Source organism: Micromonospora sp. NPDC049257, assembly GCF_040678915.1.
Classification (GTDB): Bacteria; Actinomycetota; Actinomycetes; order Mycobacteriales; family Micromonosporaceae; genus Micromonospora; species Micromonospora antibiotica.
In genome coordinates, this window is the sequence record NZ_JBFAQU010000020.1 from 1 (window position 1) to 13,520 (window position 13,520).

Annotated in this window: 11 protein-coding genes; 7 read left to right on the forward strand and 4 right to left on the reverse strand. The window is 73.5% G+C overall.

Annotated features, from left to right (window positions below):
* Window positions 1-117: 117 nt before the first annotated feature.
* The 3 genes from AB0K25_RS24015 to AB0K25_RS24025 all read right to left on the reverse strand — a co-directional run bounded on the left by AB0K25_RS24015 (window position 118) and on the right by AB0K25_RS24025 (window position 3,456).
* Window positions 118-1,764 (reverse strand): amidase, encoded by a 1,647-nt coding sequence (locus AB0K25_RS24015; RefSeq protein ID WP_357534289.1) that lies wholly within the window; start codon window positions 1,762-1,764, stop codon window positions 118-120.
* Complete coding sequence (locus AB0K25_RS24020) at window positions 1,764-2,063, reverse strand: hypothetical protein (RefSeq protein ID WP_219462865.1); 300 nt, start codon at window positions 2,061-2,063, stop codon at window positions 1,764-1,766. Before AB0K25_RS24020 ends, AB0K25_RS24015 begins: the two co-directional genes overlap by 1 nt.
* A gap of 823 nt (window positions 2,064-2,886) precedes the next feature.
* A complete protein-coding gene (locus tag AB0K25_RS24025; protein WP_308290797.1) occupies window positions 2,887-3,456 on the reverse strand; it encodes a hypothetical protein in 570 nt (189 codons plus the stop codon).
* A 319-nt stretch (window positions 3,457-3,775) separates the two neighbouring features.
* Between AB0K25_RS24025 and AB0K25_RS24030 the strand changes: the two genes are divergently transcribed.
* The 3 genes from AB0K25_RS24030 to AB0K25_RS24040 all read left to right on the forward strand — a co-directional run bounded on the left by AB0K25_RS24030 (window position 3,776) and on the right by AB0K25_RS24040 (window position 7,461).
* Complete coding sequence (locus AB0K25_RS24030; RefSeq protein ID WP_357534291.1) at window positions 3,776-5,506, forward strand: cellulose binding domain-containing protein; 1,731 nt, start codon at window positions 3,776-3,778, stop codon at window positions 5,504-5,506.
* Window positions 5,507-5,630: 124 nt separating this feature from the next.
* Complete coding sequence (locus AB0K25_RS24035) at window positions 5,631-6,746, forward strand: MerR family transcriptional regulator (RefSeq protein ID WP_363822807.1); 1,116 nt, start codon at window positions 5,631-5,633, stop codon at window positions 6,744-6,746.
* A 109-nt stretch (window positions 6,747-6,855) separates the two neighbouring features.
* On the forward strand, window positions 6,856-7,461 hold the full coding sequence (locus AB0K25_RS24040) for a YdeI/OmpD-associated family protein (RefSeq protein ID WP_219462859.1): 606 nt from the start codon (window positions 6,856-6,858) through the stop codon (window positions 7,459-7,461).
* 7 nt (window positions 7,462-7,468) lie between these two features.
* On the opposite strand, the gene AB0K25_RS24045 is transcribed toward AB0K25_RS24040, so the two are convergent.
* Complete coding sequence (locus AB0K25_RS24045; protein ID WP_219462856.1) at window positions 7,469-8,026, reverse strand: GNAT family protein; 558 nt, start codon at window positions 8,024-8,026, stop codon at window positions 7,469-7,471.
* Between the two features lie 437 nt (window positions 8,027-8,463).
* On the opposite strand from AB0K25_RS24045, the gene AB0K25_RS24050 reads away from it, so the two are divergent.
* The 4 genes from AB0K25_RS24050 to AB0K25_RS24065 are packed head-to-tail and all read left to right on the forward strand — an operon-like array spanning window position 8,464 to window position 13,480.
* Window positions 8,464-11,175 carry a fibronectin type III domain-containing protein gene (locus AB0K25_RS24050; protein ID WP_363822811.1) on the forward strand — a complete coding sequence of 904 codons (2,712 nt, stop codon included), beginning with the start codon at window positions 8,464-8,466 and terminating at the stop codon, window positions 11,173-11,175.
* Between the two features lie 37 nt (window positions 11,176-11,212).
* Window positions 11,213-12,118 (forward strand): hypothetical protein, encoded by a 906-nt coding sequence (locus AB0K25_RS24055; protein ID WP_329009274.1) that lies wholly within the window; start codon window positions 11,213-11,215, stop codon window positions 12,116-12,118.
* Complete coding sequence (locus AB0K25_RS24060; protein ID WP_219462850.1) at window positions 12,115-13,062, forward strand: nucleotidyltransferase family protein; 948 nt, start codon at window positions 12,115-12,117, stop codon at window positions 13,060-13,062. Before AB0K25_RS24055 ends, AB0K25_RS24060 begins: the two co-directional genes overlap by 4 nt.
* Window positions 13,055-13,480: a lasso peptide biosynthesis protein gene (locus tag AB0K25_RS24065; RefSeq protein ID WP_219462849.1), complete on the forward strand. Its 426-nt coding sequence runs from the start codon at window positions 13,055-13,057 to the stop codon at window positions 13,478-13,480. The genes AB0K25_RS24060 and AB0K25_RS24065 overlap by 8 nt, the downstream gene beginning before the upstream one ends.
* Window positions 13,481-13,520 lie beyond the last annotated feature (40 nt).

Below are 13,520 nucleotides of genomic sequence, written 5' to 3' on the forward strand. Positions count from 1 at the left end.
GGATCGGCGGCCCGCCCGGGGTGAACGGCCTCGGGTAGGTGGTGACGTTGTCGTAGTGGAAGATCTCGCCGTGGTAGGAGAAGTTCTCCTGCGCCGGCGGGGCGGACGACGTGGCGGTCACTGGGACAGGTGGGCGACCTCGTCGGCGGTGAGCCGCAGCCCGGCCGGGGCGGCGCTGCGCGCCGCCGCCGCGACGGCCGGCGGGTCGGCCGGTCGGCGCAGGTGCCAGTCGGTCACCGCCTGGTAGGCGGCGACCACCGACAGCAGCCGGTCCTCGCCGTACGGCAGGCCACCGAGGATGGTGCCGATCGGCAGGCCCGCGCCGGTGAACCCGATCGGGAAGCCGATCTCCGGCAGGCCGAGGATGTCGAACGGCACCGGACCGGTCTGCACCACCACGTCGCACCCGGCGAAGAGTTGGTCGAGCACCCGTTCCATCAGCAGCAGCTTGGCCCGCTGGCCGGTGATGAACTCGCCGCCACCCAGCAGCGCCCCCTGCAACCAGCCGGTCACCGACACCCCGAAGCCGCGCAGGTCGGTACGCAGGTAGGGCAGGAACGGCTCGGTGCGCTCCGGCAGCCGTACGTTGTTGAACGCGGTGCCGGTGAGCAGCTCCCACTCGTCGGGCAGCGGCACGTCGACGATCGTCGCGCCGGTGATCGCGGCGAGCTTCGCCAGGTACGCCTGCCGGGCCAGCGCGGTCTCCGAGGTGCCGGCGGTGAAGCCGGGTAGCACCCCGATCCGGGTCTTCCACCGCAGCTTGAGCTTGCCGCCCTGGTGGGTCGGGGTGGCCGCGTCGATCAGCTTGGGCACCTCGGGCAGGCCCTGGCTGCGCGGGTCGGCCGGGTCCTCACCGGCCATCGCGGTGAGCATGATGGCGGCGTCCTTGGCGTCGCGGGCCAGCGGGCCGGGATGGTCGCGGGTGTAGCTGAGCGGGATGATCCCGTGCAGCGACACCCGACCCATCGTCGGCTTGAGACCGGTGAGGTTCTGCGCGTTGGACGGCGCGGTGATCGACCCGCCGGTCTGGGTGCCGGTGCCGGACGCGGCGAGCCGGCCCGCCACGGCGGTGGCGGTGCCGGTGGACGATCCGCCGGGGTCGGTGGCCGGGTTGGTGGGGGTCCAGGCGTTGACCGTGGTGACCACCCCGGCGGGGGTGGTGGCCCGGGTGGTGGCCAGCGGACCCATCTGGGTCTTGCCCAGCACGATCGCCCCGCCGCCGGTGACCAGCCGGGTCACCGCCGTGGCGTCGTACGGTGGTCGGAAGTCGGCGAACAGGTAGGAGCTGGCGGTGGTCGGCACCCCGGCGGTGTAGTAGTTGTCCTTGATGGCCAGCGGGATGCCGTGCAGCGCGCCCCGGTGCGGCTTGCGGGCCATCGCGCGGGCCGCCTTGACCGCCTGCTCGGCGAGCACCAGGTTGAACGCCTGGTAGGTCGGCTCGTAGCGGGAGATCCGGGCCAGGTACGCCTCGACCAGCTTCTCCGAGGTGAGCTTGCCGGCCCGGATCAGCCAGGCGGCCTCGGCGATGGTCAGCTCGGTCGGGTCGGCCACCGCCTCCGGGCGCGGCTTGACGTAGGCGTTCGGCACGGCCAGCGCCGGGTTGTAGCGGCCGGGCGGGGCGACCGCCGCGCGGGTGACGCCGGCCGCCGAGGCGACGGCGGGCAGCCCGACGACGCCGCCGACCGCCGAGGCGGTGGCCAGTGCGGCGGTCCGGGCGAGGAAGGCGCGACGGTCGACGCCGTGGTCGGCAGGGGCTGTGCTCATCACTTCCGCCATTCCGTGCTGATCGAGGGGTAGAGCATCGGCGCGGGCTGCTGGGACAGCGCCTTGGCCACGGCCGGGTCGGTGCCGGCCGGGGCGGGCGGCTGGTAGGCGGCGAGCGTGCCCACCGTGCTGCGGACGAACGAACGCAGCGAGGCCAGCACGGTGGCCTGGCCGGGGGAGCCGGTCTGTGGGTCGGCGGTGGTGCCGGGTGGGAGTTGGTCGAGGTCGATGCCGAGCGACGCGAGCCGGGCGCGGATGAGGACGTCCAGCTCGGCGTCGGTCGGTGGGGTGGGGGCCATGACGCTCCTTGAGGGGTGGGCGACGTTGACCCACTGTTGAGCCGGATCGTGTCGCGGACGTGACATGTTGATCTCGGCGTCGTGAAGCCACGCAGGTCAATGCCCCTGTACGTGGGCGCGACAGTGGACGGCCGGGCCAGCGCATCGGGGCCCCGCGATCGCCCAGCACGTCCCGGCCGACGGGTCTACTCGTACGACATGTTGGGCCCGTTCGTGGCCATTGCGCTGGGGCAGGTGGCGGTCGGGCCGGTCGCTGCGGTGGTCGGTACCCGCGACACCGTGCTGATCCTCGCTGCGCTGGTGGTGCTCTCCGTGCTCGGGATGGTGCCCAGCCGGGCGGTCCGCCGGCTGGCGGCGTCGACGCCGGGGCCTGAGCGTGCGGCGGCACGGCCGGCGTTGACGTCGGGCCCGTGCGGGAACCGGCCGGTGGACCGGCGCGTGGTCGGACGTTTCGCGGAGCCGGTGCCCGGCCGGCCCGCTCCCCGGTGGGGTGCCGCCTGCCCCCGTCGGACGACCGGCGGGGGCGGCGGCAGCCGGACGGCTGCCGGCAGCGGTCGGGCCGGCGCCGGTCGGGGTACGCCGGACCCGCGCACCACCATGCGGTGGACCGAGTCGCGCCGGCCCGACAGTTACCGCAGGGCATTCCCGTTCGACTATGGGGAAAGGGGGGAACGTCAGATCAATTGCCCGCCGTCGTCGCGAATCCCGCCACAATCGAACCGGTCCCGGCCGGCCCTGGGTGCCATGCGTTATGCCGGGTATTTCGGACCACGCCGGGTGGCCGTACCCCATTACCCGGTGGTCGTCCGCCGCCGGGAACGACTCAGTCGTGGAGCGTGACGTCGGGCAGTGGGCGGCCGGTGGCGTCGAACAGCGCGGTTCCGCAGTCGCAGTGCTCGTCGGCGAGGCTCCCGGTCGCGGGCAGTTGCCAGACCAGCATCTCCCCGCAGCCCGGGCAGTCGAGGCTGACCAGGGTCTCGGTGGGTGGCGAGGCCCAGTCCCGTACCGGCTGGCCCTGGTGGGTCAGCCCGGTCGGCGGCTGCCCGCCGGTCCGCAGGACCAGCACCGGGTAGCTGTCGGTGCCGTCGTCGTGCACCGCGAGAGTGAAGCCGAGCGGTGCCAGCACGCCGGACAGGTGGTGGAGTTGGCGGATCGGCAGGTCGCCCCGGCCCAGCGTCGGGTCGGCCTCGGCGGCCCGCTGGACGACGTCGGTGTCGACGCCGTCCGGCTGGGCCCCGAAGGCCCGGATCCGCCCGGCCACGAACGCCGCCAGGGCGCCGGGCTCCTCCTCGCCGGTCCAGTCCATCACGAACAGCACGCTGTCGACCCCGATGCCCCGGGCCCGCTCGTCGGGGGTGAGGACCAGGTCCGCCAACTCCGTCACGGCGGTCACGTTAGCAACCGTCGGATGGCGGGCCGTGCGCGCCGGTCGCCCCCTGTCGCCGCCCGCGTCGTGGCGGCGTGCGACGACCATCGGACGCGCGGGATCGGTGCGGACCCGGATGCGGCCGGCGTGCTTGACCCCTATGGAAGGGGAAACTAAACTCCGGCCGTTAACGTTCACAATTATCACAGTCGATATGTGCTGTCGAAACGCCGACGGTGACGTCCAGGTCATCCCCGTGGCGGCGCAGCAGATCGGTGCCGACCGGCTCGATGGAACCGGCAGGGCGCGTATCACCACCACCACCACCACCAGGAGGACGAAAGAAATGACGCAGGATCAGAATGGGCCGGCGGCCAGCGAGCGGAAAACACTGAGCCGTCGCGTAGTCCTGACGACGCTGGGCACGCTGCCCGTCGCGGCGGCCACGGCGGCCCTGGGAGCCACGGAGGCCTCCGCCGCCCCGGCGAGCATCAACCTGTCGGCGACCCGGCAGACGATCAAGGGCTACGGCGCGATGGCCCACGCCGGCTGGATCGGCGACCTGACCGCCGCCCAGCGGGAGACGGCGTTCGGCACCGGTGAGGGCCGGCTCGGCTTCTCCGTGCTGCGCATCCCGGTCGGCGAGAGCCAGGCGGACTGGAGCCGTGACCTGGCCACCGCCAAGCGCGCGGCCGAACTCGGGGTGACCGTCTTCGCCTCGCCGTGGAACCCCCCGGCCAGCATGATCGAGACGTTCACCCGGGGCAGCCAGACCAACGCCAAGCGCCTGCGGGCCAGCTCCTACGCCGCATATGCGCAGTACCTGAACGACTTCACCGTGTACATGCGCAACAACGGGGTGAACCTCTACGCCATCTCCGTGCAGAACGAGCCCGACTACGCCCACGACTGGACGTGGTGGACCTCCGGCGAGATCATCAAGTTCCTCAAGGAGAACTCCGGGGTGATCAGCACCCGGGTGATGGCGCCGGAGTCGTTCCAGTACGTCAAGTCGATGTCGGACCCGATCCTCAACGACGCCACCGCACTGGCCAACGTCGACATCATCGGGGCCCACCTCTACGGCACCTCGTACTCGAACTTCCCGTACCCGCTGTTCAAGCAGAAGGGGGCGGGCAAGGAACTGTGGATGACCGAGGTCTACTACCCGAACAGCAACGCGAACTCGGGTGACGCCTGGCCGGAGGCGCTCGACGTCGGCGAGCACATCCACCGGTCCATGGTCGACGCCGAGTTCCAGACGTACGTCTGGTGGTACCTGCGGCGCAGCTACGGCCCCATGCGCGAGGACGGCCAGATCAGTAAGCGGGGCGCGATGATGGCCCAGTTCGCCCGGTTCGTGCGGCCCGGATACGTCCGCGTCGACGCCACGGCCAACCCGGCGTCGAACGTCTACGTCTCGGCCTACCGGGGCGGCAACACCGTGGTCATCGTCGCGGTCAACAAGAACACCTCGGCGGTGAGCCAGCAGTTCACCCTCTCCGGCGCCACCGCGTCGGGCAGCGTGCAGAACTGGCTGACCGACGGCAGCCGCAACGTCGCCCCGCAGAGCGCGCTGACCATGTCCAACGGCTCGTTGACCGTCAACCTGCCCGCGCGCAGCGTGATGACGTTCGTGACCAGCGTCAACGGCACCACGCCGACCCCCACCCCGACCGTGACGCCCACGGGCACCCCGACGCCGACCCCGACCCCGACGCCCACCCCGACCCCCACCCCCACCCCCACGGCGGGCGGCAGCGGACCCCGGGTCGGCTACACGATGAACAGTTGGGACTCCGGCTTCACCGCCAGCATCAGCATCACCAACACCGGCACGTCGACGATCGACGGCTGGACGTTGGTGTTCACCCTGCCGTCGGGCCAGTCCATCACGTCGGCCTGGAGCGCCACCATCTCGCCCACCAGCGGTCAGGTGAGCGCCCGCAACGTCAGCTACAACGGCACGATCGCCCCCGGCGCCACCGTCGAGATCGGCTTCCAGGCCAACCACACCGGCAACACCGCCAAACCGACCGCGTTCACCCTCAACGGCATCCCCTGCACCGTGGCCTGACGGCCGACGGCGCGACCTCGACGACCGTGCGGGCCCGCCTCCTCCGGCACCGGAGGAGGCGGGCCCGCACCTTGTGCACGCGACGCTTGCTCCTCACGTGGCGTCATGGCGGATAGTCGGAGCCGTGGAGGAACACCTGACCGTGGGACGGGTGGCGGAGCTGGCCGGGGTCACCGTCCGCACCCTGCACCACTACGACGGGATCGGCCTGCTGACGCCGTCCGCCCGCACTCCGGCGGGGCACCGGGCGTACTCGGCGGGCGACGTGCGACGGCTGCGGGAGGTGCTCGGCTACCGGCGGCTCGGCTTCGGGCTGCGGGAGATCGCGGCACTGGTGGACGACCCGACGACCGACCCGGTCGCGCACCTGTGCCGGCTGCGCGGTCTGCTGGCGGACCAGCGCGACCGGGCCGCCGCCATGGTGACGGCCATCGACCGGGAACTGGAGGCGCGGGCGATGGGGATTGCGACGCCGCCGGAGGAGCAACTGCGGGTGTTCGGCGCGCGATTGTACGACACCATCGGCGCGGCCTACCCGGCGACCCGGCGTACCGAGCCCCGGATCGCCGCCCGGATCTGGGCGGCGCTGGGTGACGCCCGCACGGTGCTCAACGTCGGGGCCGGCACCGGTTCCTACGAGCCACCCGACCGCGAGGTCACGGCGGTGGAACCGTCGGCGGTGATGCGGGCGCAGCGCCCCCCGGGTGCGGCGCGGTGCGTGGCCGCCGCCGCCGAGAACCTGCCCTTCGCGGACCGGTCCTTCGACGCCGCGATGGCGGTCAGCACCGTCCATCACTGGCCGGACCCGGTCGCCGGGCTGCGGGAGATGCGACGGGTGGCCCGTCGGGTGGTGGTGTTCACCTACGACGCCGACGACACCGGCTGGCGGGAGCGGTTCTGGCTGACCCGCGACTACCTGCCGGAGTTTGCGGGACTGCTCGTCGGCTGGCCCGCGCTGGCCGACCTGGCCCGCGCGACCGGTGGCCGCGCCGAGCCGGTGGGTGTCCCGTGGGACTGCGCCGACGGTCTCTTCGAGGCGTACTGGCGGCGGCCCGAAGCCTACCTGGACGAGCCGGTGCGGCGGGCGACGTCGGTCTGGACCAGGGTCGGGCCGCAGGCCGAGCGCAGGGCCGTGCGGATGCTGCGGGCGGACCTCGCCTCCGGCCGGTGGACGCAGCGCAACCGCGACCTCATCAGCCGCGACACCGCCGAGCTCGGCCTACGCCTGCTGGTGTCCTGAGCACGCCGGCCGGGAAACCTGTCCGCCGGTCGCCGGGGTGGTGCCGACGGATGCCCGGGCCGGGACCGACCCGGGCGGGTCTGTCACCCGTGGCGGCTAACCTGCCGTCATGGTGAGCGCCGAACTGGATGAGTTGATCGTCGCCGACGCGGACGCGCTGCGTGCCTGGTTGTCGGCTCACCACGCCACCTCGCCGGGCGTCTGGCTCGCCCTGACCCGCAAGGGCGGCACGGTCACCACGCTGACCTGGCAGCAGGCGGTCGACGAGGGCCTGTGCTTCGGCTGGATCGACGGCCAGGCCCGGAAACGGGACCTGGAGACCTCGTGGATCAGGTTCACCCCCCGCCGGCCGCGCAGCATCTGGTCGCAACGCAACGTCGCCCATGTGGCGCGGCTGGAGGAGCAGGGGCGGATGCAGCCCTCGGGGCGGGCCGCGGTGGAGGCCGCGAAGGCCGACGGGCGGTGGGCGGCGGCCTACGCCCCGCCGTCGGAGGTCGAGGTGCCGGCCGACCTGCTCGCCGCCATCGCCGCCGTACCGGCCGCCCAGGCCATGTTCGACGTGCTCACCAGCGCCAACCGGTTCGCGCTCAGCCACCGCCTCAACGCGGTGAAGCGGGCGCAGACCCGCGAGCGGAAGATCGTCGAGTTCGTCGCCATGCTGGCCCGCCACGAGACGATCCACCCGCAGAAGGCCAGGCCACCGCAGTCGCCGTGATCCCTTTCTAGCGGGGCGTCCCGGGCCAGGCGTCGATGCACAGCGCGTAGGTGTAGCCGTCCACCCAGCCCCGTTCGGCGTGCCAGGAATCGCCGACGCCGTGCTGCTCCCGACGCATCCCGACCTTCTCCAGCACCCGTACCGAGGCGAGGTTGTCGGCGAAGCAGCCGGCGGTGATCCGGCGGACGCCCAGCCCGGCGAACGCGTGCGTCACCATCGCCGCGACCGCCTCGGTGGCGTAGCCGTGGCCGCCGTGGGCCGGGTCGAAGATGTAGCCGAGCTGCGCCTCCGTGCGTGCCGGCATGCCCGGCTGGCCCATCCCGTCCACCACGTCGAGCGAGACCGTGCCGATCACCAGGCCGGCCAGGGTCACCGCCATGCTGTGGTCGTCGGGGTCCGCCGCCGCGCGCCGCCACGCCGCCCGGAACGCCGCCGGCTCCACCTGGGTACGCAGCAGCCAGTAGGTGACCTCGGGCAGGTTGCGGTATTCGAGGATCCGGTCGACGTCCTCGTCCCGTACCGGGCGGAGTTCCAGGCGGGCGGTGCGCAGCGTGGTGCCTTCCATGCGGCCGGACTCTAACCCACAGTGGTCGGGCTCAGCCGGCCGGTCGCAGGTCGGCGAGGAGCTGCTCCACCCGGGCCCGGATCTCGTCGCGGATCGGGCGGACCGCCTCGACGCCCTGGCCGGCCGGGTCGGGCACCGGTTCCGGCGGCGGAAACCGCAGTTCCGGTACGCGCAGCAGCGAAGTGTCAGGTAGGCGACGCTGCCCGCGCGACCACTGTGCAGGGCCCGAACCGTGCCCTGGCAGAACACCTCTGAGCTGCGAAAACTGGTAGGAACGGAGCGAGATTCCACTACCCGCCGACGGCGGGGAGCGGGTCGATTTCCGCCGGTCACCGTCGCGGTACGGGGGCATCGGGCACGCGGTCCAGAGCCGAACCGCTGTCTCGTCCCTTCCTCCGTGGGTGGCCCACCGCCCCCCCGAAGAGGGAGAACACTTCATGTCCCTGGTGCACCGTCTCCACCCACGGGCGGCCTTCGTCGCCGCCCTGCTGCTGCTCGTCGGCCTGCTCACCGCACCCACCTCCGCCTCGGCGCGTGACCCCGGCCGGTCCGTCCCGCCCCCGGCGTCCACACTCCACCGCCCGCTTCCTGCCGCGCCGGCCACCACCGTGGCGGCCCGGCCGAAACCCCCGGCGGCCCCGGCCGCACCCACCGCCACCCGCTTCCGCACCACGGCCACGGTCACCTGGAAGGCACCGGCCTCGCCGGACACCGCCATCACCGGGTACGCGGTGACCGCCTACCGGGACGGAAAGAAGACCCGCTCGGTCTCCTTCGACGCCTCGACGACCAGCCGGAAGGTCTCCGGGCTGACGGCGAGGGGCAGCTACACCTTCACCGTGGCCGCGAAGAACGTCGCCGGGACCAGCCCGGCCAGCCCACGCTCGAAGGCGGCCAAGCTGCTCGCCCTGCCGGGCGCCCCGACCATCATCGCGGTCACCGCGGACACCGCCTCGGCGGTGCTGAGCTGGACCCCCGGCCCGGACGGCGGCTCGCCGATCACCGGCTACGAGGTCCACCCGTACGTCGGCGGGGTGCGCCAGGCCGCGCAGTCGTTCGGTCCGGCCACCACCAACACGGTGACCGGCCTGCTCCCGACCACCACGTACACCTTCACCGTGGCGGCCCGGACCGCCGCCGGCACCGGCCCGGAGTCCGCGCAGTCGGCGGTGGTGACCGCGAACGTGTCGCCGACGCTGCTGTTCGACGCCCCCACGGACGCCACCGTCGGGATCGCCTACGTCGCCACCCTGAACGTCACCCACGGCGTGCCCCCGTTCACCTGGTCGGTGGCCTCCGGTGCGCTGCCCCCCGGGTTGATCCTCAACCCGGTCACCAACGGCATCTCCGGGGTGCCGACCACCGCCGGTCAGTACCCGGTGGTGATCCGGGTGGTCGACGCGGCGGCCCGCTCCGGCACCCGGCTGATCGTGCTGACCGTCAACCAGGCACCCACCCTGGTCTTCCCGCCGCCGCCGCTGGCCGAGGTCGATGCGATCTACGCCGACCTGCTCACCGTCGTCGGCGGCACCGCGCCGTTCGTCTGGGGACTGGCCGACGGGTCGATGCCCCCCGGGTTGACCCTCGACCCGGCCACCGGCCTGATCTCCGGCCGGCCGACCTTCGCCGGGACCTACCCGGCGACCATCCGGGTCACCGACGCCAACGGCTTCAGCGCCACCAAGCCGATCCGGCTGGTGGTGCAGCCCCAGAGCGTGGTCACCCTGACCGCCTCCACCAACGCCACCACCTTCGGCACCCCGGTGCACTTCGAGGTGGTCATCGGGCCCGGTCAGGCCGACGGGGCGGTGACGTTGATCGACGCACTGCCCAACGGGATCGAGACCCGGCTCGGGACGTTCCCGGTGGCGCTCAACCGCGCCTCGTTCGACCTGCAGATGCCGGCCTTCGGCCTCAACCAGTTCCGGGTGCAGTACGACGGGGTCGATCCGAACGCCGAGGTGGTGTCGAACTCGGTCACGGTCGAGGTCTCCGCCCTGCGGGAGCAACTGGAGATCAACCAGTTCGCCCAGTCGGGTCTGACCGGCCTCGCCGACCAGTACGTCACGGTCACCAACACCACCGCGCTCGACCTGCCGATCGCCGGGTTCCGGATCGAGGCCCCCGGCGGGGTGGTCGTGGTCGTTCCGGGCAGCGCCCGACCGCTCCCACCGCGCCGCGGCTTCCTGGTGGTGGGCCCCACCTACTCGCTGCCCAACATTCAGCCCGACCTGGTCGTGTCGGGCCTTGGCCAGGGCGGCCTGCGGCTGGTGGCGCCGGACACGGCACACACCGTCACCGATGCGGCCGGCTCCACGCCGGGCTTCGTCGAGGGCACCCCGCTGCCGACCTTCGGCAGCCCACCGTTCGTGAACCACGCGTGGGTCCGGCTGAGCCTCGGCGGCAAGCCACAGGACACCAACGACAACGCGGCGGACTTCCGGCTGGTGGCGACCGTGCTCGGCCCGATCAACGGGGTGCCGTCGGCGTTGGGCACCCCGTCGCCGCAGAACAGCCTGGGCACCTACCAGCAGAACACCGCCATGCAGTCGACGCTGCTCGACCCGGGCGTCGCCCAGGGCGTCGCGCCCAACCGGGTCCGGGTCAACGGCAGCCCGGGAACGCTGATCATCCGGCGGACCATCACCAACCGGTCCAGCGCGCCGATCACCCAGGCCCGGGTCCGGATCACCGCCCTGAGCCAGGAGAACGGGGCACCGCTGCCCGGGGGGTCGTCCCCGGCCATCCACTCCAACATGCGGCTGGTCAACCCGGTCAACCCGACCAGCTCGATCACCATCAGCACCGGTCAGACCCTGCTGGTGCGGAACCTGTCGATGGATGCGCCGGCCACCAGCCCGCCCGGCGGCGGGCTGGCCAGCACCCTGACCGTCCCGTTCGACCTGGGCGGGCTGCGGCCGGGTGGGCAGGTGCACATCGCCCTCACCTTCGCCGTCGACACGCCGGGCACGTTCTGGATCGCGTACGACATCGACGCGCTCGGCACCGGTGACACCCCGACCATCGCGGGCGCCGGCAAGGCGGCGAAGAAGGCCAAGGCGGCCACCTCGGCCAGGCAGCGGGCGCTCGATGCCCGCCGGTTGGCCGAGTCGAAGAAGCTGAGCCTGATCACCGGCACCGTGCGCTGAGGCACTGTCGCAGCAGGGGTGCGGGTGGCGGGTCACCATGACCGCCACCCGCACCGCTGCGCCGACGACGGTCGTTGACCAGGACATGAACGGGGGAGCGATGGGGGCGACCGGGCGGTCCGTCTACGGGCTGTGCGTGCACGGGTTGGACGAGGTCGAGGAGCTTCCCCCGGCCGAGGCCCACCCGGATCGTCCGGCGGTACGCGTCCGGCAGACCACCGTCGTGCCGCCACCCCCGGTCCCCATCGACCTCGACGGCGGGGTACGGGTCCTCGTCGACGGGCGGACCCTCGCGGTGGACCGGCGGCGGGGCACCGCCACCTTCCACGGCCCGCCGCTCGCCCCCGACGTGCTCGCCCACCCCTACCTCGCCCCGGTGGCGACGGTCTTCAACCGGTGGGCCGGCCGGGAGACGTTCCACAGTGGCGCGTTCGTCCACGCCGGGCGGGCCTGGGCGGTGGTCGGGCCGCGTACCGCCGGCAAGAGCAGCCTGCTCGCCGCCCTGGCCGCCCGGGACGTCCCGGTGGTCGCCGACGACATCCTGGTGGTCGACCGGACCGAGGTCTACGCCGGCCCGCGCTGCATCGACCTGCGGGAACCCGTGCCGGGGCCGGCGCTGTCCACCCGGGCGGTCCGGGCCGGTGAGCGGCTGCGGGTGGCCCTGCCGCCGATCGCCGACCGGACCCCGCTGGGTGGCTGGCTCTTCCTCGGCTGGGGCCGGACGCCGACGACGACCCCGGTGCCCCCGGCCGAGCTGCTGGCCCGGCTCGCCGGCTGCCGGTCCTGGCACCGGTTGCCCACCGACCCGGCCGCCCTGCTGGGCCTCGCCGCCCTGCCGGCGTGGGACCTCACCCGGCCGCGTGACTGGGCCGCGTTCGGGCCGACCCTGCGGCTGGTCGAGCGGACCCTGACCGCCGCGCGGGCCGTGGCGGCGTCCCGATGACCGCATCGCAGGCCACCGGCGCGGCCGTCCGGCACCTCGCTCTCGACGCGACCGCCGTGGCGACCTGCGCCCGGCTGGCCGACCGGGGGATACCGGCCATCCTACTCAAGGGGGCCGGGCTGGCCCGCCGTCTCGGCACCGAGGGACGCCGGGTCTATTCCGACGTCGACCTGCTGGTCGCGCCGGACGACTTCGACCGCGCCGAAGCGCTTCTCGCCGGGTCGGGCTTCCGCAGCGCGTTGCCGCCGGGCCGCCCCGATCCCCGGCTGCTCTGGTATGAGCGCCCCTGGTACGCGCCCGGCCCGGCACCGCTCGTCGTCGACCTGCACCGGGGCTTTCACGGGGTGGCCGACCCGCAGGCGTTCTGGACCCTGCTGTCGGCGTCGGCGCAGCGGCTGCCGTTGGCCGGCGGCACGGTCGCCGTACCCGACGTGGCCGCCACCGCCCTGCTGGTCGCCGTGCACGCCGCGATGCCCGGTCGCTCCGACCGGCCGTACGCCGATCTGCGGCGTGCGTTGGTGGTCTTCCCGGTCGAGGTGTGGCGGGCGGCCACCGTGCTCGCCAGACAGACCGGCGCGGTGCCGGCGTTCGGCTTCGGGCTGCGCCTGGCTCCGGGCGGCGCGGAGCTGGCGGACCGCCTCGGCCTGCCCCGGCAGACGAGCCGGACGCAGTGGGCCGCCGTGCGTCGGGTCTCCGGCCCCGCGTACGTGCTGGCCCGGCTCGCCGAGCTGCCCACCGGACGGGACCGGTGGCGGCACCTGGTGCCGTACCTCCTGCCACCACCCACCGCGATGCGGCACGGCAGCCGGCTGGCCCGGCGCGGTCCGGTGGGCCTGTCGGCCGCCTACCTGCTGCGTTTCGCCCGGCACGTCGTCAGCCTGCCGACGGCGGTGCGGGAGCTGCGGACCGCCACCCGGCTGGCGCGGCGCTCCCGCCATGGCTGACCGGCACCGGTCGACCCTGCGTGCCATGGCGCGGGCGCTGCGCCGGGGTGGCCTGCCGGCGGCCCGGACGGCCCTCTGGACGGGCCGGGCGGTGCATCAGGCGCGTCGGCAGCTCGCCCGGCAGGGCATGACCGACCTGCGGCTGCCGGCCCCGCCGCCCGGCGCGGCCGCCCACCGCGCGGTGGTGCTCGGCGTGCTGCGCCGCACCGGGGCCAACTGCCTGGAACGCTCCCTGGTGCGGCAACGCTGGTACGGCGCTCAGCTGGTCGCCCGGACGGTCGTGATCGGGGTGACCGCCCCGAGCACCGGTTTCCACGCCCACGCCTGGCTCGACGGCGACACCGACGCCGAGCGGGAGGCCATGGTGGAGATCCTCCGCCGGCCCACCCCGCCGGCCTGGCTGGGCGAACGGCCCTGACGCCGGCCACCCGGGCCTGGCGGTCGGCCCTGACGTCGGG